We start from the raw sequence: 25,538 nt of genomic DNA on the forward strand, positions 1-25,538 counted from the left end.
AGTCGCCCGCACCCCCGTGAGCCGCGATGAGCCTGCCCCCGCCCGACGTGCCCGACGCCCCCGACCCCGATTGCCGACTCCCCTACCAGGTCGCGGTGTTCGCCCGGCGGATCAGTGCCGCCGCGGCGCTCGACCGGGCCGCGTTCCTGCTGCTGGACCAGCTCGCCGCCGGCGGGCCGGCCAATGTGAAGACACTGGCGGCCGCGCTGGGCGTGGACTCCTCCACGGTGACCCGGCAGGCCGCGCCGCTGCTGCGCGAACACCTGCTGGCCCGGGTGCCGTACCCGGCCGACCGGCGCGCGGCACTGCTCGCACTGACCCCGCTCGGGGCCGGGCGCCTGGCGCAGGTGCACGAGCAGCGGCGGCAGTTGATCGCCGAACTGACGGCCGACTGGACGGCGGACGAGCGGACGCTGTTCTGCGCGCTGCTGGAACGCTTCAACGACGGCCTGCGCAACCAGCGTTGACGCCCACGCGGTTCAACCATCAAATACACCACCGGTATTACCATCCGCGCGGTCCAACGGCGGTCCGCACAGCCGCCGTTGAACCGCGCCGGAACGGCGATCAGCCGAGCGCCTGCTCCAGGTCGGCGAGCAGGTCGGCGGCGGACTCGATGCCGACCGAGATGCGCACCAGGTCGGCGGGCACCTCGAGCGGGGAGCCGGCCGCGGAGGCGTGGGTCATCCGGCCGGGGTGCTCGATCAGCGACTCGACGCCGCCCAGCGACTCGCCGAGGGTGAACAGCTGCGCGCGGTTGCACACCTCGACGGCGGCCTCCTCGCCACCGGCGACCCGGAACGAGACCATGCCACCGAACGCCTTCATCTGCTTGGCGGCGATGTCGTGCCCGGGGTGGGTGGGCAGGCCGGGGTACAGCACCTGCGTCACCTTCGGGTGCGCGGAGAGCAGTTCGGCGATCCGGGCGGCGTTGTCGGAGTGACGGTCCATCCGGACGCCGAGGGTCTTGATGCCGCGCAGCACCAGCCAGGCGTCGAACGGGCCGGAGACGGCGCCCATCGAGTTCTGGTGGTAGGCGACCTGCTCGGCGAGGCCGGTGTCGGCGACCACCAGGGCGCCGCCGACCACGTCGGAGTGGCCGCCCATGTACTTGGTGGTGGAGTGCACGACGACGTCGGCGCCGAGCGACAGCGGCTGCTGCAGGTAGGGGCTGGCGAAGGTGTTGTCGACGATCAGCAGGGCGCCGGCGGCGTGCGCGATCTCGGCGACGGCGGTCAGGTCGGTGATGCCGAGCAGCGGGTTGGAGGGGGTCTCGACCCACACCGCGCGGGTGTTGGGGCGGATCGCCTCGCGCACCTTCTCGGGGTGGTGGGTGTCGGCGACGGAGAAGTCGACGCCCCAGCGGGTCAGCACCTTGGCGAACAGCCGGAAGGTGCCGCCGTAGGCGTCGTTGGGGATCACGATGTGGTCGCCGGGCTTGAGGATGGTCCGCAGCAGGGTGTCCTCGGCGGCCAGGCCGGAGGCGAAGGCGAGGCCGCGGGAGCCGCCCTCGATCGCGGCGAGGCACTCCTCCAGGGCGGTGCGGGTGGGGTTCGCGGAGCGGCTGTACTCGTAGCCCTCGCGGAGTCCGCCGACGCCGTCCTGCTTGTAGGTGGACACCTGGTAGATCGGCGTCACGACTGCCCCGGTCCGGGGGTCCGCTTCCTGGCCCGCGTGGATGGCGAGGGTTTCGAAGCCGTGGGAAAGCTGGTGCTCGGTCATGCGGTCGAGCCTAGTGCGGCGGACGGATCACGGGTGGTGGTTGGGCGGGTCCGTCGTGGCGGCGCGTCAGGCGGCCGTGCTGCCATCGCAATCGCTTCGCGAAAGGCCAGGTCGTACCGCTACGATCTGCCAGCCGCACACACGATCGACTTCTTGGGGGCGCGGAATGTCCACCGAGCGCACCGGCATGCGCACTTCCACCCGGGCCCTGCTGGCGGTCACGCTGCTCGCCGGGTTCTACCTGCTCGCGGCGGCCATCGTGGCCGGCCTGGTCTGGCTGAACTTCGAACTGATCGTCAACACCGGCCGGTTCAGCCTGGGAACGGCCAAGATCGTGCTGTTCAGCGCCGCCATCGCCTACCCGGTGGTGCGGGTGGTGTTCCTGACCCGCCGTCCGCGTGACGACAGCCACGACGGCCTGCCGCTGACCCGCGAGGAGCAGCCCGAGCTGTGGGACCGGGTCGACCGGATCGCCGCGGCCACCGGTGTCCGTGGCCCGGCCGAGATCCGCCTGGTGCCGCAGGTCAACGCCGGCGTGTACGAGGAGACCAAGCTGCTCGGCCTGATACCGGGCCCCCGCCACCTGGTGATCGGCGCGCCGCTGCTGATCGGCCTGACCGAGGCCGAACTGGACTCGGTGCTCGCCCACGAGTTCGGCCACTACGCCAACAACGACGTCCGCCTGGCGGCCGCCACCGTGGCCGGCCGCGCCGCCATCGGGCACACCATCGCGACCCTGCACCACGGCGCCGACCAGAACGTCGCCGAGCGGACCTCCGAGATCGCCGCGAAGAACGCCGCCCGGGAGGCCCGCGGCCGCAAGGCCCGCGACACGGACGCGGGCAACGGCGGCGTCGAGCGCTACCTCGCCAAGCTGTTCACCCTGTACGCCAAGCTGTACTTCCGGGTGTCCGAGTCGATCAGCCGCAGCCAGGAGTACGCCGCCGACCGGCACGCCGCCCGGATCGCCGGCCGCGACGCCACCGCCTCCGCGCTGCGCCGCATCCCCGTGCTGGACGCCGCGCAGGGCTTCTACCTGAACAGCTACGCCACCATGGGCGTGGGCGCCGGACTGCTCCCGCTGCCCGGCCAGTTCTTCGGCGGCCTGGACCGCCTGCTGACCGACCCCGAGCGCCGCGAGGAGCTCACCGGGATGGGCATGGAGCTGCCCGACGAGCAGCCCGACCCGTACGACTCGCACCCGCCGATCAAGCAGCGGGTCGCCGCCGTCGAGGCCCTGCCGGACACCCCGGGCCTGCCCGGCCTCGGCGAGGACCGGCCCGCGCTCGGGCTGCTGCGCGACCCGCAGCGGCGGCTGGCCGAGCTGGAGACGCTGGCGCTGATCCCGGAGGCCGCGCAGATGCGCCGCCTGGACTGGCCGGAGCTGGTCCACGAAGCGATGCTCGCGTACGCCCGCGAGGAGGCCGAGCCGGTGCTGCGCGCGCTCACCGACAGCGGCCTGCCCGGCACCGCCGAGGCGATGCTGGACGCGCTGGACGCCGGGCGCTCGGCGGAGATCGCCGGGCGGCTGCCGCAGAGCCAGGAGTCCGCGCAGGCCACCGGCCGGGCCGCCCGCGAGTTCCACCGCCCGCTGCTGCGCCGGGCCCTGCGCGCGCTGACGGTGCTCGCCCTGGCCTCGCAGCAGCAGGCCCGCTGGGAGCTGTCCTGGAGCCGTCCGGCCGCCCTGGTGCTGCCCGGCGACACCGGCGAGCGGCTGCCCGAGGCGCTCGACGCCGCCGTCGCCGACGTACCCGACACCGCCCCGCTGCGCGCCCTGCTGGCCGAGGCCGCCGCCCCGGCCGACCCGCAGTCCTGACCCCCCGGAGAACCGTTCGATGGACGCTCGTCTGATCCTGCTCATCCCGCTGGTCCTGATCGCCGCCCTCAAGCTGGCCCCCTGGCTGATGAAGCGCCGCGTCGCCACCCTGAACGCCCGCACCGAGGAGGCCAAGGCCACCATCGCCCGGTACGAGGAGGCGGAGCGGAAGCGGCGGACCATCTACCCGGCCGACCACGGACTGGTCCCCGGGGACGAGCTGATCCTGGATCCGGGCCTGGCCGGCCCGGACGTGGACGCGGCGCTGGCCGCCCTCGAGGCGGGCGACTGGCACCCGGTCGCCGACCTGCTCGCCGCCGCCGCGGGCGACCACGACCGGCGCCGGGGCCTGATGCGCCGCTTCGCGGAGCCCGCCGCCGAGAACGACGCCTGGCTGCTGGCCTGGCGTGCCGAGCAGCCGGACAACGCGGACGCCGCGATCCTCGCCCAGGACTCGCTGGTCGTGCTGGCCTGGAACGTGCGCACCAGCCAGCGGGCCGCCGCGGTCACCTCGGAGCGCTGGGCCGCGTTCCGCAAGGTGCTGGGCGACGCCGAGGCGGCCGCCGCCGAGGCCGTCCGGCTCGCCGACCCGGCCGACCCGCTGCCGTTCGTCGCCCAGATCCCGCTGGCGATGGGCCAGAGCTGGGACAACGAGCGCTTCCGGGCGCTCTGGCAGGAGATCGTCTCCCGCGACCCGCACAACTTCTCCGCCCACACCGGCGCCCTGCAGTACTGGTGCGCCAAGTGGAAGGGCAGCCACGAGGAGATGCACGCCTTCGTGGACGCCGCGATCGCCGCCGCCCCGAAGGGCAGCCTGCTGTCCGCGCTCAAGCTGGAGGCGTACTTCGAGCAGTTCGAGGGGAACAAGGAGCCGTACACCGCCCCCGAGGTGCAGGCCGCCGTGGCCGCGGTGCTGGCCGACCTGGAACTGGCCGACCCCGACGACCGCCACCGCCGCTACGCGCACGGCTGGCTGGTCTGGGTGCTGGCCCAGGCAGGCCGGCCCGCCGACGCGATGCCGCACCTGCGGGCGCTCGGCCCGATCGTCCCCGAGCCGTGGACGTACTGGGCGGACCCGGTCGACAGGTTCGTCACCCGTCGCATCGACATCGTGCTGGCGGCCACCGCGGACTGACCGCCGTGCCTGGCGCGATCCGCGACGGTTGCCGAGGATGGGAACGTCAGCCGTGCCCCCGTTGCCGAGCCCGGCGACGGGGGCACGGGGCGTTGTCGGCCGGAGGTGAGTGGTAATGGCCGGGTTGGTACGGATGAATCTGGACTCCCCCGAGGAGGTCCGCCCGTTCGAAGACGGCAAGGGGCAGGTGTCGCTGGTGAACCTGAAGTCCGGCGGCGTCGGCCGGGGCGTGTTCGAGCCGGGCTGGCGCTGGTCGAAGCACGTGAAGCCGATCGCCGGCACCGACAGCTGCCAGGCCTCGCACGCCGGGTACGTGATCTCGGGCCGGATGCGGATCGAGATGGACGACGGCCAGGCCGAGGAGTTCGGCGCGGGCGACGTGATGATCTGCCCGCCCGGCCACGACGCCTGGGTGCTGGGCGACGTGGCCTGCGTGGTCCTCGACTGGCAGGGCTTCACCGACTACGCGAAGCGCAGCTGATTCCCGCTCAGCCGGCCCGCCGCACCTCGTGCATGAAGCAGCCGTACTCGACGGCCCGCACATGCACCACGGCGATCTCCGGGTCGGTCAGCAACTCGGCGGCCAGCTCGGGCAGTTCGTCCGGCTCGCCGACCCGGCCGCCGAGGATCCGGCCGTCCGCGGAGTAGGCCCGCAGCACTCGCTGCCCGCCGTGGAAGCCGTCCGGCCAGCCGCCCGCGAAGCCCTCGCACGGGTCGGCGTGCACGAACACCGGCCCGGTCTCCAGGTACGCTCCCGGGTCGCAGCCGGTCTCCTCGGCCCAGCGCCGCAGCGGCGCGTACGACAGCAGAACGATCCGGTCGCCGGGGCGGGCCCGGGTGAGGCAGCACCGCAGCGGCGAGCCGCCGTCCTCGGTGACGGTGACGGGGTGGCAGCGCCCGCTGTCGTCGAGCCGCCGCAGTTCGGCGAGCGTCTGCGCGGGGACGGCCCGCACGTCGAGGGTGGTGTCGGTGGTGTTCATGGCCCCCAGCCTGCGCGAACCGGGCGCGGCGGTCCGGCGGGTTCCGGACGTCGCGCTGCGGCACCACCTGCTGGCGGGCGAGCTGCGCGGCACGCTCGGGGTCGGCGTTGTCGGTGGCGGGGGCTGCAGCGATCGTGTCCGCGTTGGCGCCGGGGGGAGATGATCTACGCGGAGATAGTCTCCGCAGGGATGACCTCCTCGCCGTGATCACTTGTGTTCGCGTCGCGATCACTTGCGACATGGGCGAGATGATCTACGCGGAGATGGACTGGCCGGGCCGAGCCGGAGCAAGGCGACGGCCCACCGCAACCGGGGCTGCGACGGGCCGTGAGGCGAACGGGGGTTGACTGATGGTCAGCCCTTGATGGCGTCCGCGAAGTCCTTGATGTCCTGGAACGACAGGCCGGCCGCGTTGAGGTTCTTGGCCTTGTCGTGGTCGATGCCGGCGGCGGCCAGCTCGGCGTACTGGGCGTCGGTCAGCGGGGTGGCGTCCGGGCCGTCCGAGCCGAAGCCGCTGCCCTTGCCGCCGGCCTTGCCACCGGGGGCGGCCATCGACAGGAAGGCCTCCCCGAGCTTCTGCAGGTCGAGCTCGGTGGCGCCGCTGGGGGCGTCGATGGCCGGCGCGTCGGAGTTGATGCCGAGCCGGAGCGGGAAGTGCGCCGAGGCGTCGGGCTTGTCGGCGAGCTGCATCAGGTCGAAGGTGATGGCCTGCGCCTTGCCGCCCTTGATCATCACGTCGGCGGCGATCTTGCGGTCCGGGATGTCCTCGAAGTCGCCGGTCGGCAGCGACGGGAGGGCGTCCTTGCCGGTGGCGGCCTTCTCGACGGTCTTCGCCAGGCCCTCGATCAGCGGACGCGCCTGGGCGGAGACCTCGATGACGTCGGCGTCGCCGGACTTGCCCTTGTCCTCCACCGAGGTGTTCTTGGAGATCACGGCCTTCACCGACTTGACCAGGCTCCGGAGCTCCGCCGGGTCCATCCCGGGCATCGCGTCCAGCGGCGAGCCCGAGCTGACGCCCGCGTCGGCGCCGGGGGCCTTCGACTTCTTGATCTCGTCCTGCATCTTCTTCACGTCCAGCGAGACCCACTTGCCGTCGACCACGTCCTTGATCGGACCGGCCTCGGCGGGCAGCACGGAGACGAACTCGTCGACCTCCTTGGTGTCCTTGCCGGCGAGCTCGGCGATGCCGCGGACGTCCGCCTTCAGGTACATCCGCTCGCCGACCAGGCGGACGTCCGCGTAGGTCTTGCCGGACTTCTTGGCGCTCAGCGAGTAAGCGACCGCCACGCCCTTGAGGTCGTACGAGTCGTTCGTGGTGTCGGAGGTGTTGAACTTGAACACCTCGGTGTCCTTGAGCGGCTTGTCGGCGCTCAGCGACACATTCAGCACCAGGTCGGACAGCAGGTCCGCGCTCTTCTTCTCGATCGGGTCGTCAACTGCCTTGCCGAAGGCGACGATCTGGTCCGACGTGGCGTCGAAGGAGAGCTGGAGGCTCATCGACTTGGCGTCGCCGAGCTTCTTGAACGCCCCGGTGACCTTCTGGCCGGCGCTCAGCTTCTCGGCGGTACCGCAGGCGGTGACGCCCGCGGCGATCAGGACGGCTCCGGTGGTGACGGCTATGCCGGCGCGGACAGACCGGCTGGTGGCGGTGTTGATGGCTGAACTCCTGTGCCTGAAGGCGGAACTCGGGCCCGATCGGCCCTGCCGCGGAGGCAAGCTCAACACACCCGCATGCCCCCCCGCATGCGAATATTTTTACCATTCGTTTAGGACACTCTCACGGCGCCCCCACCTTGTCGTGAGAGACTCCCCCGCCTGACGGGGCGTCAGAGCGCGCTGCCGGCCTTCCAGTCCGCCCAGGACATGTTCCAGCCGTTCAGTCCGTTCGACGGATTCACCGTGCGGTCACCGGAGTTGACCACCTCGACCACGTCGCCGACCATCGAGCTCGCAAAGAACCGGGCAGCGCTGGTGGTCGTGCTGTTGCCGCCCTGCACGTCCTGCAGCGCGATGCAGCCGTGGCTGGTGTTGGAGTTGCCGAACTGGGACGCCGCCGACCAGTAGTTGCCGTGGATGAAGGTGCCGGAGGTGGTGAGCCGCTGCGCGTGCGGCACGTCCGGGATGTCGTACTCGCTGCCCAGGCCGACCGTGGCGGAGTTCATCCGGGTCTCCTTGTAGCGCTCGGAGATCACCATCTTGCCGCCCCAGGTGCGGTGGTCGGGCGAGCCGCCGATCACCGGGTAGGTGGCGGTGACCTTGCCGTCGGTGGTGACGGTGAGGGTGTCGGCCTTCAGGTCGGCGACCGAGGTCTGGCTGCGGCCGACGGTGAAGGTGACGTCCTTGGACTGGGTGCCGTAGACGCCCTTGGCGCCGGCCACGTCCTTCAGTCGCAGCTTCAGCGTGACGGTGGTGCCCTTGGCCCAGTACTGCTGCGGACGGAACTCCAGCCGGGTCGAGTCGTACCAGTGGCCGACGATCTCCACCGGCGGGTCGGAGACCACGGTGATCGCCTGCTGGACGGCCTTGCGGTCGGTGATCGCCTTGTTGAAGTTGATCGTCACCGGCATGCCGACGCCGACCGTGGTGCCGTCCTCGGGGTTGAAGTACCCGACGAAGGTGTTGGCCGGGGAGGCGGTGGAGAAGCGCGCGTTGGCGTCCGCGGGGCGCTTGTCCTTGTCCTCGGCCGCGGCGGCGACGGTGTACTTGCTGCCGCTGATGAGCGGCGCGGTGGTGGTCCAGCTGGCGCCGTCGGCGGCCAGCTGGCCGGCTATCTGCTTGCCCGCGCCGTCGGTGACGGTGACCGAGGTGAGCGTGCCGTCCTGCACGGTGACGGTGACCGGCGCGGTGAACGGCGCGGCGGTCGCGCCGTCGGCCGGGGTGATGGCGATCTGCGCGACGGACGCCTTCGGGCTGGTCGACGGGCTCTGGCCGCCCGCGCTCGCACCGCTGCCGACCGGAGTGGACTTGCCGTCGCCGCTCTGGCACGCGGCCAGCAGCAGCACGGGGGCGCCGAGCAGCCCGGCGAGTACGCCGCGCCGGCTCCAGCTGCCGCCGAGCGGCCCGTCCTGCTTCTCGGCTGCGGTCACGTCCACGCTCCTCGGTCCCTGGATCTCTCAAGATCACTCAAAAATGTGCAGATCATACGAGAATACTCAAGAGGTCCAAAGAACGGACAAAAAGGCCCGGCCCGGAGATCCTTGGGTTCCAGGGATCTCCGGACCGGGCCTGAGCGCGAAAGCGCCAGGGCTCACTTCACCTCGTACTCGTCCCAGCCCTCGTCGTCCGGGTCGTAGTCGGTGGTGGCGGACTCCCAGGTCGCGGAGGCGAGCTCCACGCCGGGAACGCCGCCGAGCAGCGCCACCGGGTCGACGAAGTGGGCGAGCGAACCGGTCGGGTCCACCTCGATCGCCTCGACGGCCTGGGCGCGCTCCTCGTCGTCCAGGTACTCGTCGTCCGCGACCTGGGTCAGGGCGGCGGCCTTCAGGGCCTGCTCGTCGGTGATCTCGGCGATCAGCTCGATGGTGAGGCGAACGTAACGGGGGGCGTCCTGCTCGGGCAGGTCAATGCTGCTGGTCATGACAGCGAGCGTAGGGGGTCGCACGGCCCATCCGGAAACGGCCCTCGCGGCTCCGGACGCGGCCAGGGTCTGTCCGGTCGATCTTGTCGGATCAGCGCGCGGCTCCGGACGCGGCGAGGGCCGGGCCGGGCAACAACCCGGACCGGCCCTGCCGCCTCCGCGCGCACTCCCCCACCCGGGAGTACGCGGAAGCCGCGCCTCACGACGCGATGTTCGCCACGGGCGCCGTCACACCCTGAACCTGCCAGGGGCGGGACGACGGCAGCCCCGCGGACCGGGCCCGGCGGACGGGTCAGGCCGACCGTCGGAACCCCTGGTGACCGCGGCGGCCGGAGAGCCGCTCCCGACCCCCGCCGTCACCGTTTTCCCGGCTTTTCTTGCCGTGTCCACCACCATGCCCGAGCCGTGTTAACCGGATGATGCGCGCTTGTGACGTCCACGTACCGGGCGGGGCGCCGCCCCTGAGGGAACGTCAGTGACCGCCCCGGGCTGTCAGGAAGGCCAGCAGGTCCTGGCGGGTGACGATGCCCTGCGGCTTGCCCTCCACCAGCACCACCACCGCGTCGGCCTTCTCCAGCACCGTCATCAGGTTGGTCACCGACTCGCCGGAACCGACCACCGGCAGCGGCTTGGACATCACGTTGTCCAGCGTGTCGGTCAGCTCGATCCGTCCGTTGAACAGGCCGTCCAGCAGCTCGCGCTCGACCACCGAGCCGACCACCTCGCCCGCCATGATGTCCGGGTGCCCGGCGCCCGGGGAGACCACCGGCATCTGCGAGACGCCGAAGTCGCGCAGCACCCGCACCGCCTCGGCGACCGTCTCGCCCGGGTGCATGTGCACGAACTGCGGGATGCCCTCGTGCTCCACCGCGTCCTTGCGGGCCAGCACCTCGCCGATGTGCGCCTCGTCGGTGGCGGTCGGCAGGAAGCCGTAGTCGGCCATCCAGTCGTCGTTGAAGATCTTCGACAGGTAACCGCGGCCGCCGTCCGGCAGCAGCACCACCACGACGTCGTCCGGCCCCAGCTCGCGGGCCACCTCCAGCGCGGCCACCACGGCCATGCCGCAGGAACCGCCGACCAGCAGGCCTTCCTCCTTGGCCAGGCGGCGGGTCATCTGGAACGAGTCCTTGTCGGACACCGCGACGATCCGGTCCGCGACCTCGCGGTCGTAGGCGGTCGGCCAGAAGTCCTCGCCGACACCCTCCACCAGGTACGGACGGCCGGTGCCGCCCGAGTACACCGAACCCTCCGGGTCCGCGCCGACCACCTGGACCTTCCCGCCGGACGCCTCCTTCAGGTACCGGCCGGTGCCCGAGATGGTGCCGCCGGTGCCGACGCCCGCCACGAAGTGGGTGATCCGGCCGTCCGTCTGCTCCCACAGCTCCGGGCCGGTGGAGTGGTAGTGCGACGCCGGGTTCTCCGGGTTCGAGTACTGGTCCGGCTTCCAGGCGTTCGGGGTCTCACGGACCAGCCGGTCCGAGACGTTGTAGTACGAGTCCGGGTGCTCCGGCGCGACCGCGGTCGGGCACACCACGACCTCGGCGCCGTACGCCCGCAGGGTGTTGATCTTGTCCGTGGACACCTTGTCCGGGCACACGAAGATGCACTTGTAGCCCTTCTGCTGGGCCACGATCGCCAGCCCCACCCCGGTGTTGCCACTGGTGGGCTCGACGATGGTGCCACCCGGCTTGAGCGCGCCGGAGGCCTCCGCCGCCTCGATCATCCGCATCGCGATCCGGTCCTTGACCGAACCACCCGGATTGAAGTACTCGACCTTCGCCAGCACGGTGGCGGTGATGCCCTCGGTGACCTTGTTGAGCTTCACCAACGGGGTGTCGCCGACCAGCTCGATGATCGAATTGTGGTACCGCACGGGGGTCCTCCCGGTCCATGGCATGCCCTGATTGCCGAAACCCCCAGCCTAGGGCCCCCTTCGCACCCACCGTGCGCATCCACCCCATGTCTCCCGCCCCGCCCGAACAAACCGCTCGCGGCACCCACCGGCACTCCACCACCACCGAACATCAGCCCACGGAGAAGGCCCTCCGCCGCACAGACTTCGGAAAAACGACCTCAGCGCACCAGGCCCCACCGGGGCTCCGGGTGGGTGGTTGGTGGGGGTGGCCGGGTAGCGGGGCGGGGTGGGCGGGTACGTGGGCGGGTACGAGTCTGGGTGTAAGAGGAGAGGGGGTGGCCGATGGCCGGCTCGCAGGCGTCGAGGGTGCGGGTGGCACGGCGGATCGCCACGGCGGCCGCGTACGGCGGTGGCGGGCTGGGGCTGCTCGGGGTGGGGCTGGCGGGGGTGTTGCTGACCGAGAGCCGGATGGCGGTCCGGGCGATCGGGATCCTGGGCGGCGATCCGCCGCGCGCGGACGGGATGCACGGCGAGGCGTTCGCCGATCCGCTGGATTCGCGTCCGCCGCTGGTGATGGCGTTCCTGGGCGATTCGACGGCCGCGGGCCTGGGCGTGCAGCGCGCGCAGGAGACGCCGGGCGCGCTGCTCTCCTCGGGGCTGGCGTCGGTCGCCGAGCGCCGGGTGCGGCTGGTGAACGTGGCGAAGTCGGGTGCCCGCTCGGGCGATCTCGCGAGGCAGGTGGAGCGGGCGCTGCCGCACTGTCCGGACATCGCGGTGCTGATGATCGGTGCCAATGACGTGACCAGGCACGCTCCGGCGGCCACCAGTGTGCGGGAGCTGGGCGAGGCGGTGGGCCGGCTGGTCGCGGCGGGCTGCGAGGTGGTGGTGGGCACCTGCCCGGATCTGGGCACCATCAAGCCGGTGCGGCCGCCGCTGCGCTGGGTGGCGCGCCGGTTGAGCCGGCAGCTCGCGGCGGCGCAGACCATCGCGGTGGTGGAGGCCGGCGGCCGGACGGTCTCGCTGGGGTCGCTGCTGGGCCCTGAGTTCGCGACCCGTCCGGAACTGTTCGCCGCGGACCGCTACCACCCGTCCGCGCAGGGGTACGCGACGGCGTCGATGGCGTTGCTGCCGTCGGTGTGCGCGGCGCTCGACCTGTGGCCGCAGGACACGCCGTCCGCGGTGGGCGGGCCGTTGGAGCCGCAGGCGGTGCTGCCGGTGGCGGTGGCGGCCGCCGCGGCGGCGGGGCGTTCGGGCACCGAGGTGACGGCGGCGGGCCCGTCGAACGGCACCTGGCGGTGGGCGACGCTCAAGCAGCGCTTCCGGCTGGCGCTGCCGGGCGGCAACGCGGCGGGGCAGGATCCCGGGGCGGTCGCGGACCAGGAGTGGCCGCGGGCGATCGCGTCGGCCAACTCACATCCGGAGGCGGATGACGCCGGAGCTACCAAGCGGTAACTTTCCCCGGGAGATCCGTCGGATCGCATCCCGAGGTCACTCAGCGAGGAGCCCGTCATGCCCGAAGCCGTCATCGTCAGCGCCGCCCGTTCGCCGATCGGCCGGGCCTTCAAGGGCTCGCTGAAGGACGTCCGCCCGGACGACCTGACCGCGCAGATCATCGGTGCCGCACTCGCCAAGGTCCCGGAGCTGGACCCGCGCACGATCGACGACCTGATGCTGGGCTGCGGCCTGCCGGGCGGCGAGCAGGGCCACAACCTGGCCCGGATCGTGGCCGTCCAGATGGGCATGGACTACCTGCCGGGCGCCACCATCACCCGCTACTGCTCGTCCTCGCTGCAGACCACCCGGATGGCGCTGCACGCGATCAAGGCCGGCGAGGGCGACATCTTCATCTCCGCCGGTGTGGAGACCGTCTCGCGGTCGATCAACGGCACCTCGGACGGCATGCCGGGCACCATGAACCCGCTGTTCGACGAGGCGATGGCACGCACCAAGCACCGCGCGGAGACGGGCAACACGGGGGCGGCGCGCAGCGCCTCGAACGAGGGTGGTGGTGGGCGACGGGCGGGCGAGTGGCACGACCCGCGCGAGGACGGCCTGCTGCCGGACGCGTACATCGCGATGGGCCAGACCGCGGAGAACCTGGCGGCACTGAAGGGCATCACCCGCGCCGAGCAGGACGAGTTCGGCGTCCGCTCGCAGAACCTGGCCGAGGCCGCGATCAAGGCGGGCTTCTGGCAGCGCGAGATCACCCCGGTGACGCTCCCGGACGGCACCGTGGTGAGCGCGGACGACGGCCCGCGCGCGGGCGTGACGGTGGAGGGCGTGTCCGGCCTGAAGCCGGTGTTCCGCCCCGACGGCACCGTGACGGCCGGTAACTGCTGCCCGCTGAACGACGGCGCGGCCGCGCTGGTGATCATGTCGGACACCAAGGCGCGCGAGCTGGGCATCACCCCGCTGGCCCGGGTGGTCTCCACCGGCGTCTCGGCACTGTCGCCGGAGATCATGGGCTACGGCCCGGTGGAGGCGTCCAAGCAGGCGCTGAAGCGGGCCGGCCTGTCGATCGGCGACATCGACCTGGTGGAGATCAACGAGGCGTTCGCCGCGCAGGTCATCCCGTCCTACCGGGACCTGGGCATCGACCTGGACCGGCTGAACGTCAACGGCGGCGCGATCGCGGTGGGCCACCCGTTCGGCATGACCGGCGCCCGGATCACCACCACGCTGATCAACTCGCTCCAGTGGCACGACAAGCAGTTCGGCCTGGAGACCATGTGCGTGGGCGGCGGCCAGGGCATGGCGATGGTCATCGAGCGGCTGAGCTGACCTCCGCGTCGGCACCGTGACGGACGTCTCACCCGTCCGGAGTCACCGTACGTAATTGAGGGCCGGATCACACTCATGGTGCGATCCGGCCCGTTTTTTTGCCCTCCGGGACCGAAATATCGACGCACCGGATTGGATCAACTCCGCTGCGTAGAAGGGCATTACCCAGCAATTTAAGGACAAGTCGGAAAGTCACCGCCAAATCGGACATCAGCCTCTGCAGTAACGGGCGGGAATACGGCAGTGTGGAGCCGTAACCCCGTTCCGCTCCTCGTTGGGAGTACGTTCCGTGAGCGTCGTCTACACCTCCCTGCTGCTGGCCCTGATCGCCCTGACCGCCGCCGTCCTGCTCCACCTCCGCACACTGGGGCGGAAGTTGGACGCCGCGCAGCCCACCGCGCAGCCCGCCCCGCAGCTCGACGAGGCACTGATACGCCGCGCCGTCGCCGAGGCGCTCGCCGCCGACCGGGAGCGGGAGATCACCGAGGCCCGGGCGTTCTGGGCCGAGCAGGAGGCGCGCGCCGCCGAGGACGCGCCGCTGTTCGAGACCCCGTTCACGGCCGCCGGCGAGGAGTGGCCGATCTTCTTCCCGCGCCCGACCGGGCCGCAGGAGGCCGCCGACAACTACGGGGTGATGGACCCGGAGTTCGGCGAGGCGCTGCGCCACGCACTGGAGGACCTCGCCAAGGACGGCTCCGCGGACGGCGGTTCGGCGGACGGCGGCATCCGGGGCGGCAGCTTCCCGCTCCCCGGCGACAACGGTGACGTGAAGGCCCGCCGCGAGGCCGACCTGCTGGCCACCGGCCTCGAGTCCGGACTGCTGGACGCCGAGAGCGAGCCCGCCACCGCGCCCGACCCGCGCCGCCACCCCTCGCACCCGGACTTCGTGCCCAGTCCCACCCCGTCCCGCGAGTGGACCGACGACCGGCTCGCCGCCCTCGCCGAGGACAGGATCGCCCTCACCGACGTGCGCCCCGGCCCGCTCGGCACCCTGGACGTGTACGCGTTCGCCGACGGCACCACGCTGTGCGTGGCCCCCGGCGACCGGGAGGCGGCGTACCGGCTGATCGACGCCGTCCGGGCCGACGAGGACGTCCGGCTGCTGGGCGGCTCCCGCTTCTCCGGCTCGTACTCGCTGACCTTCTCCACCGACGGCGACACCGTCTACGTGCTCGCCGACCGGGTGGTCGCCTCGATCTGAACCACGCGCGTCCGAGCCACGCGCAGGGGCGTCGATCCGCACGGCAAGGGGTTGCCCGGGCGGACCGGCGCCCCTTCGGCGTTCCCGACCCTGCGTCAGGCGGTCAGCCGGTCGGTGTCCTCGACGTCGGTGAGCGCGACCGCCAGCGCCTCCGGGTGTTCGGCGGCCGCGGCGGCCAGGTCGTGGCCGGTGACGGCGAGTTGGTCGCCGACCGCGAACGCCCCGCAGTCGGGGACGGGCAGCGGCGGCAGGCCCTCCAGCGCGCGGGCGGCGTCGGCCAGCCGGCCGGCCAGCGCGAGCAGCGCGGCGGCCCGCGAGGGGTGGCCGGGGACGGCGACCAGCAGGCGGCTCTGTGGCATCGCCCGGAAGCGGTCGGCGAGCCGGTCCACGGCGGCGGTCAACTGGGCGGGGGTGACGGGGTGGTGCTCGGACATGGCCCCGAGGGTAGCCAAACCGGGGCGGGACGGAACGCGGCGGGCCCCGGAGAAGTCCTCCGGGGCCCGCCGCGTGTACAGCCGCGCGATCAGTCGTCGCCGCGCAGGATGGCGATCAGGCGCAGCATCTCCAGGTAGATCCACACCAGCGACAGCGTCAGGCCGAAGGCGGCCCGCCAGGCCTCCCGCTCGGGGGCGCCATTGCGGATGCCCTCCTGGATCTCGTTGAAGTCGAGGGTCAGGAAGAACGCGCCGAGCGCGATGCCGACCAGGCCGACCACGATGCCGAGCGGGCCGGAGCGGAACCCGAAGTCCGCGCCGAACATGGTGGCGATCAGGTTGACGAACATCAGGATCACGAAGCCGATCGCGATCGAGATGCCGATCCGGGTGTACCGCGGGGTGACCCGGATCTTGCCGCTCTTGTAGGCGATCAGGGTGGCCGCGAACACCGCGGCGGTACCCAGCACGGCCTGAATGGCGATGCCCTGCAGCAGGGTGTTGAAGGCCTTGCTGAGCGCGCCGAGGAAGAAGCCCTCCAGGCCGGCGTACGTCAGGATCAGCGCCGGGTTGATGCTCCGCTTGAAGTTGATGACCAGGCCGATGACCATCGCGGCGAACGCGGCGACGCCGGCCAGCGCGTAGTTCTCGACCGGCACCACGAACCAGGCGACCGCGCCGGTGATGACCAGCGTGAGCAGCGTCATCGCGGTGCGGGCGACCACGTCGTCCAGCGTCATCCGGCCGGTCTGGGCCGGGCCCGCGTCAGGGCCCTGGTAGAGCTCGTAGAGCTGCTCGTCGGTCATGGCCTGACCGCCGGGCTGCGCGTAGGCGTTGTTGGCGTACGGGTTGTTGGCGTACGGGTTGCCGTACGCCTGGCCCTGGTGCCCGGCCGGCTGCGTGCCGAACCCCGCGTACTGGTTGTCGCGGGTGAAGGACCCCTCCCGCGAGAAGACCGGGTTTCTGCTTCTCATCACATTCCCTCCGGGGTGGCACAGCACCACCCATACAGAGCACAAGAGTAATGGTTTGGCAAAGTATTCCGCGTCAGCCGTGAGGAGGATCCCGTGTCGCCTGCGCGAGGGGCCCTTGAGAGGGCAGGGTGGGGGGCGCAACTGACAGACGATCAGAAAGGCGGCCCCCCGGATGGCCGAGGAGCTGTACGCCACCCTGAAGACCAATAAGGGCGACATCGTGATCCGGCTGCTGCCGGACCACGCCCCGAAGACGGTGAAGAACTTCGTCGAGCTGGCGACGGGCGAGCGCCAGTGGATCGACCCGAAGACCGGGAAGCCCAGCAACGAGCCGCTGTACGACGGCACGATCTTCCACCGGGTCATCCAGGGCTTCATGATCCAGGGCGGCGACCCGCTGGGGAACGGCACCGGCGGCCCGGGCTACAAGTTCGCCGACGAGTTCCACCCGGACCTGGCGTTCACCAAGCCGTACCTGCTGGCGATGGCCAACGCCGGCCCGGGCACCAACGGTTCGCAGTTCTTCATCACGGTCGGCCCGACCACCTGGCTGACCGGCAAGCACACCATCTTCGGCGAGGTCGTGGACGCGCCCAGCCAGCGTGTGGTGGACGCGATCGTCGGCGTCGAGACCGGGCGCAACGACCGCCCGCTGCAGGACGTGAAGATCGAGAAGGTCGCGATCGAGACCCGCTGACCCGGGCCGCCCCACGCAAACGCCGCGCCGCCCGTCCCCGGTTGCTCCGGGAACGGGCGGCGCGGCGTTCTGCCGACCGGACGTCAGTCGGTCTTGATGCTGGCGAGGATGTCCATCCGGGAGGCCCGGCGGGCCGGCCAGAGGGCGGCGATCACGCCGACCAGCGCGGACAGGGCCAGGAAGAGCAGCACGCTGCCGTAGGGGATCGAGGTGGTCAGGCCGGTCAGGTCGGCGGCCAGCACCCGGACGGCGGACCAGGCCAGGAAGACGCCGAGCCCCACGCCGATCACGGCACCGAAGAGCGAGATCACCACGGACTCGATGCGGACCATCCGCTTGATGCCGCGCCGGTCCAGGCCGATCGCCCGCAGCATGCCGATCTCGCGCTTGCGCTCGAACACCGACATCGCCAGCGTGTTGATCACACCGAGGACGGCGACCAGCACCGCCATGCCGAGCAGGCCGTACATGATGTTCAGCATCGTCGTGATGATCCGGCTGAACTCGGCGACCTTGTCCTTCTCGGTCAGCACCTCGATCACCGGGTTGCTGCCGGTGGCCGCCTTGACGGACTGCTTGAGCGCGGCGGTCTCGCCGTCCTTGCCCTTGACCAGGATCTCGCTGATGAACGAGTCGGGGTCGTGCTGGTCGATCAGCGCGTTGGGCACGATGACGTTCGACAGGGTGGCGTTGTGCTCGAACACGCCGCCGACGGTGAGGTCCAGCGTCTTGCCCTCGGCCACCTCGACCTTGGCGGTGGCACCCTGGGTGAGGTTGTGCTTGGCGGCGTACTCGTCGTTGACCAGGATCTGGCCCTGCTTCAGCGCGCCGGTCGAGCCGGACGCCATCTTCACCGTGACCAGCTGGTCGAAGGCGGCGGCGTCGAAGCCCTCGACGGCCCGGCTGTCCCCGTTGATCGTCCACATCACGTTGCTGACCGGGCTGACGGCGGTCACGCCGTCCGCCTTGGCGATCAGCGGCGCCAGGTCCTTCGACAGCGAGTGGTGGTTGGCCATCGAGACCGTGTAGTCGGCCTTCATCGAGCCGCTGACGAGGCGGGTGACCGTGCTGGTGACCGAGTCGCCGATCACCGTCACGGCGGTGACCAGGGTCAGGCCGATGGTCAGCGCGGCCGCGGTGCTGGCGGTGCGGCGCGGGTTGCGGACGGCGTTGCGACGGGCCAGCTTGCCGGGAGTGCCGAACACCTTGGCCAGCAGCGGGCCGACCAGGGCGACCACCGGGCGCGACAGCAGCGGCAGCAGGACGAACACGCCGATCAGGGTGAGCGGGGCGCCGAGCTCCAGGTACGTCCGGCCGCCGGTGCCCTTGCTGAACGCGCCGGCCAGGATCAGGGCGATGCCGCCGCCGGCCAGCACCGCGCCGATCGAGTTGCGGACCACCAGGCCGCGCTGGGTGCTGGGCAGGTCACCGCTGCTCATCGCCGCCACCGGGGGGATCCGGGAGGCGCGGATCGCGGGGATCAGCGCGGACAGCACGGTCACCACGATGCCGGTCACCAGGGTGCCGATGATGGTGGCCGGGGCGATCACCAGCGAACCGGTGGGCATGCCCTCGTTCATGCCGGCCAGCAGGGACTGCATGCCGGCGCCGATGCCGATGCCGAGCAGCAGACCGGACACGGAGGCGATCACGCCGATCAGCAGCGCCTCGATCAGCACCGAGTTGGTGACCTGGCGGCGGCTGGCGCCGACCGCGCGCAGCAGCGCCAGCTCCTTCAGGCGCTGAGCGATCAGCATGGTGAAGGTGTTGACGATGATGAAGATGCCGACGAACAGCGAGATGCCGGCGAACACCAGCAGCATGCTCTTCATGCCGGTGACCGACTGCTCGACCATCTTGGACTGCTCGTCCTTGAGCTTCTGGCCGGTCTCCAGGTCGAAGGTGTCGGGCAGCTTCGCCTTGGCCGCGTCTAGCAGCGCGTCCTCCGAGACGCCGGACTTGGCGGTCAGCGCGATCGAGCTGTAGTGGCCGGGCTCCAGCAGCCGCTGCTGGGCGGTGGCGGTGTCCATCAGCACGAGCGAACCGCCGGAGGTGACCTGCGGGTCGTCGGAGGTGAACACACCGGTGAGCGTGGTGTCCTCGGCGGCGCCGTTGCCGGCCACCCGGACCTTGTCGCCGACCTTGTAGCCGGCCTTGTCGGCGGCCTGCTTGTTCAGCGCGATCTCGCCGGCCGCCTTCGGGCCGCGGCCCTCCGCCATCGGGTAGCGCGGGTCCTTGCCGGAGGCGTCCGGGGCGAAGTTGGAGCCCTGGGCGCTCCACGCCTCGCCGATCAGGTTGCCCTTCTTGTCGGCGACGGCGGTGAAGCCGGTGACCACGCCGCGGGCCCGCTCGGCGCCCGGCAGGGCGGCGAGGTCCTTCACGGTGGCGTCGGTCAGCGCGTCACGCTTCTTCTGGCCGGCCTCCTTGGGGCCCTCGTCGGCGCTCCGGGACCACCTGTCGGAGATCAGCACGGAGACGTCGGAGTAGCTCTTGGAGTAGCTGTTGCGGACGGCCTGGCCCATGGTGTCCGAGAACACCAGGGTGCCGGCGACGAAGGCGGTGCCCAGCATGACGGCGAGTGCCGTCATCAGCAGTCGGCCCTTGTGGGCCAGCACGTTGCGCAGTGCGGTGCGATACATGGGGTCAGTCCTGGGGTGGTGTGGACGGTCGGCTGCTGAGGGGCCGTCAGCTGGTGCGGCCCTTGGCGTCGAAACGACGCATCCGGTCGAGGACCGAGTCGGCGGTGGGGTTGGTCAGCTCGTCGACGATCCGGCCGTCGGCGAGGAAGACCACGCGGTCCGCGTAGGACGCGGCCACCGGGTCGTGCGTCACCATCACCACGGTCTGACCGAGCTCGCGCACCGAGTTGCGCAGGAAGGAGAGGATCTCGGCGCCGGAGCGGGAGTCCAGGTTTCCGGTGGGCTCGTCGGCGAAGATGATCTCCGGCTTGGAGGCCAGCGCGCGGGCGCAGGCCACGCGCTGCTGCTGGCCGCCGGAGAGCTGCGCCGGGCGGTGCGAGAGGCGGCCGGACAGGCCGACCGTCTCCACCACGCGGTCGAGCCAGGCCTTGTCGACCTTGCGGCCGGCGATGTCCATCGGCAGCGTGATGTTCTCCAGCGCGGTCAGCGTCGGCAGCAGGTTGAACGCCTGGAAGACGAAGCCGATCTTGTCGCGGCGGAGCTTGGTCAGCTGCTTGTCCTTCAGTCCGACCAGTTCGGTCTCGCCGATGGTCGCCGAGCCGGAGCTGACCGTGTCCAGGCCGGCCATGCAGTGCATCAGGGTGGACTTGCCGGAGCCCGACGGGCCCATGATCGCGGTGAACTCGCCCTGGCCGAAGGAGACCGAGACGTTGTCGAGCGCGACGACGCGGGTGTCGCCTTCGCCGTAGACCTTGTTGAGACCGGTGGCGCGGGCCGCCGCCAGACCGGTGTGGGCTGCGTACGCGGTCGAGGTGCTCACGAAGGGGACTCCTGTCGGGGAGGTGCTGGCTCGTCACTGGGCTGCGGCCGGGACGTGCCTGCGACCGCTATCCCATCCTCTCCTCGATGATCATGGAATTCGTCGCCCCGCCGAACGGTTGCCGCCCCGCCCCGAGATGTACGGCCGCCGCCGCCCTCTCCTCCTTCGGTATGACCCGCACCCCGAGGGCCGGCGGTGGCCGAGAACTGTCGGAGGGTGGCCGAAATGACAGACGCTTCGTCAGATCGCATGGAAGCATGACAACTTCCGTCCCGAGAATTATGCGAAACCCTCGCCCGGCCGACTAGGCTCAGTAACCGAGTTCACGCGCTCCCAGGCCCAGATGGTGGAACGCAGACACGGGCAGCTTAAAACTGCTTGGCCGGAAGGTCGTGCCGGTTCGAGTCCGGCTCTGGGCACTCTTCTGCCCACCCATCGTGACCTGCGGTAATGACCCGATCACGACCGATGCCCCGACCTACCCCCGCGGATTCCCTGCGGATCCAGTGGGTCAGGGTGTCGTGATTGCCCAGCCAGCGCAGGGTGAGCGGGCAGCGGGCGGCCGGGTGCCAGTGGGTGGCGAGCTCGGCGAAGAAGGCGTCGTCGGCGCAGAGACCGCCCGGGCGGTCGCCCAGATAGATCAGATGATCGCCGCGGTAGGCCCGCAGGGCGTCCAGGGCCATCGGATCGCGGTACGGCGGCCAGATCAGGGCGAGGGCCCGGTCGGGGTGCGCGGCGGCGTCCTCGGCGGCCCGGCCGGGGCGCACGTCGGTCCAGCGGAACCGGTCGGTCCAACCGTTGAGTTCGGTGCGGGCCTCGGCATCGGTGGCCAGCACGTCGACGCCGCGGGCGCGCAGCCGCGCGGCCCAGTAGCCGCTGCCGGCGCCGACTTCGAGCAGTCCGCGGCCGGCCAGCCGCTCCGCGATCCAGTCGAGGGCGGTGCGGGTGACGGGCGCCCAGCTGTAGATCCGGGACAGCTCCTGCCGGCGCGGCAGCGGCGGGCCGGCGTCCGCCGGGAGGTGGTCGAACACCTCGACGACGGTGCCGTGCGGGCCCTCGCGACGCAGCGCCGGGTACCAGAGCAGTGGCACCATCTGCGGGTTGTGGACGGCGAATTCGACGTCCGGTGCGGGCAGCAGCTCGGCGAGCTGGCGGAACGGCCGTCCCCAGCCGGGGTGGTGGAGTTCGCCGCGCTCGGCCCAGAGCCGGATCAGGCGCTCGGCGGTCTGCGCGACCAGGCTCGCCGCCGGGTCGTCGGCCGCTGCCCGCACGGCGGGTCAGAGCCCCATGTGGTCGGGCGTGACCAGCGCCATGTGGTCGGGCACCACGACCTGGCCGGCGGCCTGGTCGACGGGGCGCTCGGCGGCGGTGGCGGTGGCAGCGGTGCCGACGACGGCCGCGGCGGCGAGTGCGGTGGTGGCGGCGGCGATCAGGGCGGCTTGACGAGTGGTCAGTTCCATTGCGGTTCCCCCAGATTGAGCGTGGTTGGTGATCGTCATGCTAAGGGCGTCCGCCATTAGGTGCTGGCAGCAGGGCAGGCACGGCTCGCCCGATCATGGAGTTCTCTACGCTTCATGATCACCGGGGGATCCGTGCCTGCCGTCCCATCATGCATTCTCGACCCGATCCGCGACCAGTTCCTCGCGCTCCTGCCCCTGCGCGAGGACCGGCACCCGCTGGGCTGCCACAACCCGCGGATCAGCGACGCCGTCGTCTTCGACCGGCTGGTACAGGTCCTGGTCTTCGGCTGCGGATACGAACGCGCAGCCGACGAGCACTGCTCGGCCACCACTCTGCGCCGACGCCGGGACGAGTGGATCGCCGCCGGCGTGATGGAGAGCCTGCGTCTGCTCGCACTCGCCGCCTACGACCGCATGATCGGCCTCGAACTCGACCGCCTGAACGCCGACGGCTGCATCACCAAGGCGCCCTCCGGGGGTGAATGCGCCGGCAAGAGCCCGGTCGACCGCGCCAAACTCGGCCTGAAACGCTCGCAGTTGACCGACGGCACCGGCATACCCCTGGTCACCGAGCCCGCACCGGCCAACACCCCCGACCACACCCTGCTTCCCGCCACCCTCGACCGCTTCACCGCCCTCGAGACGGCCCTCGGACCGCTGCCCGAGCACCCGCGACTCGTCCTGGACGCGGGCTACGACTACCGGCCCGTCCACGGCGACCTGGCCGACCGGAGGATCGAGGCCCGCATCGCCCCGCGCGGCACGAAGACCCCGATCCAGACCGGCGGCCGGTGGGTCGTCGAACGCACGAACTCGTGGATGAACAACTTCGGCAAGCTTCGGCGCTGCACCGAACGCCGGAGAGCGGCCGTCGAGTTCTTCCTCGCCCTGGCCGCCACCGTCATCACGGTCCGCTGCCTGATCCGACGTGCCTGGACCCTCTACCGCTGGAACACCCGCCCTCAAAGTCCCCGCATCCGATGACCTACCGGCGGACGCCCTAAGCGGCCGGATTCGCATGATCAATCCACTTCCCGGGCCCGATTATGAACACTTCGTTCAACGAATCCCGTTGACGCCGCCCCGTTCACCGGAGCATGCTGACCCCATGACCGACACCCCTTCGCAGCCCGCCGACCCGTTCTCCCCGCCGGACCCGGAGGCCGCCCGCACGCAGCGCGTCTACGCCTCGCTGTTCCGGATCGCCGAGCGCCACGCCGCCACCGACGAGCAGCGCCGCCGCCAGACCAACCCGGCGATGCTCGCCCCGCACGAGGCGGTCCGGCTGGTGGCCTTCCTGCTCAGCGGCGCCGCTCTCGCCGAGGACGGCGAACCCGAGGTGGACCGCGCCGACCTGACCGCCGCGCTCACCCTGCTCCCCCTGGTCCGCGCCGAACTCGACGAGCTGGAGGCCGGGTTGCTCACCATGGCCCGCGGCCGCGGCATGACCTGGCAGGAGATCGCCTTCGGCCTCGGCCTCGGCACCCCGCAGGCCGCCCGCCAGCGCCACGAGCGCCTCAGCGACCGCACCACGCCCACCGACCAGGGCTGACGGCACCCCGGGAAAGCCCGAAGGCCCCCACCCGGCGGGGGTGGGGGCCTTCGTCAACTGAGTGCTGTACTCCGCCCGACAGCAAGGCCGGCTGAGCACCACGGAGGACGTGGTCCGGCGGCGTTGCCGGGCGGAGGGCCTCCGACTCGTAACCCGAAGTGACGGGTCTCGTCGCTTACTTGCTGGAGGCGAGCTCCTTCTTCGGCTCCGCGGCGGCGGCGGGCTTCGGCGGAGCGGTGGCCTCCTGGAACGCGTCGAACGGCTTCTCCATCTCGGAGAGACCGACCGTCTCGCGCTTGAGGAACATCGCCAGCGTCCAGTCGGTGAAGACCCGGATCTTGCGGTTCATGGTGGGGACCATCGCACCGTGGTAGGCGCGGTGGAAGTACCAGGCGAGGCGGCCCTTGAGCTTGACCTTGCCGAACAGGATCGCCACACCCTTGTGCAGGCCGAGGCCGGCCACCGCACCGAGGTTCTTGTGCTTGTACTCGGCCTGCGGGAAGCCGCGCATGCCGGCCACCACGTTGTCACCGAGGACGGCGGCCTGACGGACCGCGTGCTGCGCGTTCGGCGGGCACCAGGCGCCCTCACCGGCGGCCAGGTCGGGAACCTGGGCGTTGTCGCCGGCCGCCCACACGTAGTCGAAGCCCTGGACCTGCAGGGTCGGCTTGGTGTCGACGTGGCCACGCGGGCCGAGCGGCAGACCGAAGCGGTTGACGATCGGGTTCGGCTTCACGCCGGCGGTCCACACGATGGTGGACGCGTCGAACTCCATGCCGTTCTTCAGCACCACGTGCTGGTCGACGCAGGAGTCCATCGAGGTCTCGATGTAGACCTCGATGTTGCGCTCCTCGAGCCGGCCCTTGGTCCACAGACCCAGGTCGGGGCCCATCTCGGGGAGGATGCGGTTGGCCGCCTCCACCACGACGAAGCGCATGTCCTCGCGGCTGACGGTCTTGTAGATCTTGGCGGCGTCGCGCGCCATGTCCTCGATCTCGGCGACCGTCTCGATGCCGGCGAAGCCGCCACCGATGACGACGAAGGTCAGCGCCTTGCGGCGGACGTCCTCGTCGGTGGTGGACTCGGCCTTGTCCAGCTGCGCCATGACGTGGTTGCGGAGGCTGATCGCCTCTTCCACCGTCTTCATGCCGATGCCGTGCTCCGCCAGACCCGGGATCGGGAAGGTGCGGGAGACCGAGCCGGTCGCCACGACCAGGTACTCGAAGGGCAGTTCGTAGGACTCGCCGGCCGCGGGCTGGATGGTGGCGACCTTGCGGGCGTGGTCCACCTCGGTCACGTGACCGGTGAGCACCTCCGCCTTCTTCAGGGCGCTGCGCAGGGGCGCGACGAGGTTGCGGGGGGCGACGTTGCCGCCGGCCGCCTCCGGGAGGAAGGGCAGGTACGTCATGTACGACCGCGGGTCGACGACCGTGACGGTCGCTTCGCCGTAGCGCATCTTCTTGAGGATGCGCATCGCGGCATACAGGCCGACGTAACCACCGCCGACAATGAGGATGCGAGGACGCTCCGTGGTGCTCATATCCGAAAGTATCCACCCCGGCCTGACGGGCCATTCGTGAGGCCCATCACAAGCTCCTGGACACCTACTGCTACACTGCGCGCCCACAATTCCGGCCGGTGCCGGCCTCCTCGCCGCTACCACCCGTCCACCATGATCGCTCAGGCACTCGGTGCCACGCTGAGCAGCAACGATCCTTGTGGGGCACGGGTTCCCGAGTGCGCTTTCGATTTCTTCGGCGTGAACGGCGGGTTGCCTGCGATCCCATGAACCACCCGCCCCAGGCGCCTTCGGTCCCACATATCGGACGGACCGGACACCGCAAGGGGCCGAAAGGCCCGGTCGCCATGTGAAGAAATTCACGAAGCTTCTTGCC

Annotated in this window: 22 protein-coding genes and 1 tRNA gene; 11 read left to right on the top strand and 12 right to left on the bottom strand. The window is 71.1% G+C overall.

Features of this window, described 5'->3' with window-relative positions:
* The first annotated feature begins 26 nt into the window (after window positions 1-26).
* Window positions 27-467, top strand: a complete 441-nt coding sequence (locus ACFYS8_RS09155) for a MarR family winged helix-turn-helix transcriptional regulator (protein WP_387637931.1) — start codon at window positions 27-29, stop codon at window positions 465-467.
* Window positions 468-567: 100 nt separating this feature from the next.
* Here ACFYS8_RS09155 and ACFYS8_RS09160 read toward each other — a convergent pair whose 3' ends face one another.
* Window positions 568-1,722, bottom strand: a complete 1,155-nt coding sequence (locus ACFYS8_RS09160; RefSeq protein ID WP_387637934.1) for a cystathionine gamma-synthase — start codon at window positions 1,720-1,722, stop codon at window positions 568-570.
* Between the two features lie 166 nt (window positions 1,723-1,888).
* On the opposite strand from ACFYS8_RS09160, the gene ACFYS8_RS09165 reads away from it, so the two are divergent.
* From ACFYS8_RS09165 to ACFYS8_RS09175, 3 genes are all read left to right on the top strand, one after another.
* Entirely contained in the window at window positions 1,889-3,538 is a 1,650-nt protein-coding gene (locus ACFYS8_RS09165) for a M48 family metalloprotease (protein ID WP_387637937.1), read from the top strand.
* Between the two features lie 19 nt (window positions 3,539-3,557).
* Window positions 3,558-4,673 carry a hypothetical protein gene (locus ACFYS8_RS09170; RefSeq protein WP_387637939.1) on the top strand — a complete coding sequence of 372 codons (1,116 nt, stop codon included), beginning with the start codon at window positions 3,558-3,560 and terminating at the stop codon, window positions 4,671-4,673.
* A gap of 115 nt (window positions 4,674-4,788) precedes the next feature.
* Window positions 4,789-5,154 (top strand): cupin domain-containing protein, encoded by a 366-nt coding sequence (locus ACFYS8_RS09175; protein WP_387637941.1) that lies wholly within the window; start codon window positions 4,789-4,791, stop codon window positions 5,152-5,154.
* 7 nt (window positions 5,155-5,161) lie between these two features.
* Here the strand turns inward: ACFYS8_RS09175 and ACFYS8_RS09180 are convergent, their stop codons facing one another.
* From ACFYS8_RS09180 to ACFYS8_RS09200, 5 genes are all read right to left on the bottom strand, one after another.
* Complete coding sequence (locus tag ACFYS8_RS09180; RefSeq protein WP_387637944.1) at window positions 5,162-5,653, bottom strand: DUF1203 domain-containing protein; 492 nt, start codon at window positions 5,651-5,653, stop codon at window positions 5,162-5,164.
* A 354-nt stretch (window positions 5,654-6,007) separates the two neighbouring features.
* On the bottom strand, window positions 6,008-7,369 hold the full coding sequence (locus ACFYS8_RS09185; RefSeq protein ID WP_387637946.1) for a hypothetical protein: 1,362 nt from the start codon (window positions 7,367-7,369) through the stop codon (window positions 6,008-6,010).
* A 110-nt stretch (window positions 7,370-7,479) separates the two neighbouring features.
* A complete protein-coding gene (locus tag ACFYS8_RS09190) occupies window positions 7,480-8,745 on the bottom strand; it encodes an Ig-like domain-containing protein (RefSeq protein ID WP_387637949.1) in 1,266 nt (421 codons plus the stop codon).
* Between the two features lie 155 nt (window positions 8,746-8,900).
* Window positions 8,901-9,230: a hypothetical protein gene (locus ACFYS8_RS09195; protein ID WP_387637952.1), complete on the bottom strand. Its 330-nt coding sequence runs from the start codon at window positions 9,228-9,230 to the stop codon at window positions 8,901-8,903.
* 472 nt (window positions 9,231-9,702) lie between these two features.
* Window positions 9,703-11,103, bottom strand: coding sequence for a cystathionine beta-synthase (locus ACFYS8_RS09200; RefSeq protein ID WP_387637955.1), 1,401 nt, complete (start codon window positions 11,101-11,103; stop codon window positions 9,703-9,705).
* 324 nt (window positions 11,104-11,427) lie between these two features.
* Between ACFYS8_RS09200 and ACFYS8_RS09205 the strand changes: the two genes are divergently transcribed.
* From ACFYS8_RS09205 to ACFYS8_RS09215, 3 genes are all read left to right on the top strand, one after another.
* Window positions 11,428-12,537 carry an SGNH/GDSL hydrolase family protein gene (locus tag ACFYS8_RS09205; protein WP_387637957.1) on the top strand — a complete coding sequence of 370 codons (1,110 nt, stop codon included), beginning with the start codon at window positions 11,428-11,430 and terminating at the stop codon, window positions 12,535-12,537.
* Window positions 12,538-12,594: 57 nt separating this feature from the next.
* The gene (locus tag ACFYS8_RS09210) at window positions 12,595-13,866 is read left to right on the top strand and encodes an acetyl-CoA C-acetyltransferase (protein WP_387637960.1); all 1,272 of its coding nucleotides are present in this window, start codon (window positions 12,595-12,597) and stop codon (window positions 13,864-13,866) included.
* Between the two features lie 289 nt (window positions 13,867-14,155).
* Complete coding sequence (locus ACFYS8_RS09215; RefSeq protein ID WP_387637962.1) at window positions 14,156-15,067, top strand: hypothetical protein; 912 nt, start codon at window positions 14,156-14,158, stop codon at window positions 15,065-15,067.
* Between the two features lie 95 nt (window positions 15,068-15,162).
* Here the strand turns inward: ACFYS8_RS09215 and ACFYS8_RS09220 are convergent, their stop codons facing one another.
* Together ACFYS8_RS09220 and ACFYS8_RS09225 are read right to left on the bottom strand one after the other, a co-directional pair.
* Window positions 15,163-15,501, bottom strand: a complete 339-nt coding sequence (locus tag ACFYS8_RS09220; protein WP_387637965.1) for a hypothetical protein — start codon at window positions 15,499-15,501, stop codon at window positions 15,163-15,165.
* A gap of 89 nt (window positions 15,502-15,590) precedes the next feature.
* On the bottom strand, window positions 15,591-16,475 hold the full coding sequence (locus tag ACFYS8_RS09225; protein WP_387637969.1) for a Bax inhibitor-1/YccA family protein: 885 nt from the start codon (window positions 16,473-16,475) through the stop codon (window positions 15,591-15,593).
* 172 nt (window positions 16,476-16,647) lie between these two features.
* Here ACFYS8_RS09225 and ACFYS8_RS09230 point away from each other — a divergent pair, with 172 nt between their 5' ends.
* Window positions 16,648-17,172 (top strand): peptidylprolyl isomerase, encoded by a 525-nt coding sequence (locus ACFYS8_RS09230; RefSeq protein ID WP_387637972.1) that lies wholly within the window; start codon window positions 16,648-16,650, stop codon window positions 17,170-17,172.
* Between the two features lie 83 nt (window positions 17,173-17,255).
* Here ACFYS8_RS09230 and ACFYS8_RS09235 read toward each other — a convergent pair whose 3' ends face one another.
* Together ACFYS8_RS09235 and ACFYS8_RS09240 are read right to left on the bottom strand one after the other, a co-directional pair.
* Window positions 17,256-19,811, bottom strand: a complete 2,556-nt coding sequence (locus ACFYS8_RS09235; protein WP_387637975.1) for an ABC transporter permease — start codon at window positions 19,809-19,811, stop codon at window positions 17,256-17,258.
* Window positions 19,812-19,857: 46 nt separating this feature from the next.
* Entirely contained in the window at window positions 19,858-20,631 is a 774-nt protein-coding gene (locus ACFYS8_RS09240; protein WP_043915787.1) for an ABC transporter ATP-binding protein, read from the bottom strand.
* A gap of 337 nt (window positions 20,632-20,968) precedes the next feature.
* On the opposite strand from ACFYS8_RS09240, the gene ACFYS8_RS09245 reads away from it, so the two are divergent.
* Window positions 20,969-21,050: transfer RNA gene (locus tag ACFYS8_RS09245), tRNA-Leu, on the top strand.
* An 858-nt stretch (window positions 21,051-21,908) separates the two neighbouring features.
* On the opposite strand, the gene ACFYS8_RS09250 is transcribed toward ACFYS8_RS09245, so the two are convergent.
* Window positions 21,909-22,091: a hypothetical protein gene (locus ACFYS8_RS09250; RefSeq protein WP_387637978.1), complete on the bottom strand. Its 183-nt coding sequence runs from the start codon at window positions 22,089-22,091 to the stop codon at window positions 21,909-21,911.
* A 132-nt stretch (window positions 22,092-22,223) separates the two neighbouring features.
* On the opposite strand from ACFYS8_RS09250, the gene ACFYS8_RS09255 reads away from it, so the two are divergent.
* Window positions 22,224-23,075, top strand: a complete 852-nt coding sequence (locus ACFYS8_RS09255; protein WP_387638870.1) for an IS5 family transposase — start codon at window positions 22,224-22,226, stop codon at window positions 23,073-23,075.
* 124 nt (window positions 23,076-23,199) lie between these two features.
* A complete protein-coding gene (locus ACFYS8_RS09260; protein WP_387637980.1) occupies window positions 23,200-23,643 on the top strand; it encodes a DNA-binding protein in 444 nt (147 codons plus the stop codon).
* A gap of 175 nt (window positions 23,644-23,818) precedes the next feature.
* Here ACFYS8_RS09260 and ACFYS8_RS09265 read toward each other — a convergent pair whose 3' ends face one another.
* Window positions 23,819-25,183, bottom strand: coding sequence for an NAD(P)/FAD-dependent oxidoreductase (locus tag ACFYS8_RS09265; RefSeq protein WP_387637983.1), 1,365 nt, complete (start codon window positions 25,181-25,183; stop codon window positions 23,819-23,821).
* Window positions 25,184-25,538 lie beyond the last annotated feature (355 nt).

The sequence above is a fragment of the Kitasatospora sp. NPDC004615 genome (assembly GCF_042873545.1).
Taxonomy (GTDB): Bacteria; Actinomycetota; Actinomycetes; order Streptomycetales; family Streptomycetaceae; genus Kitasatospora.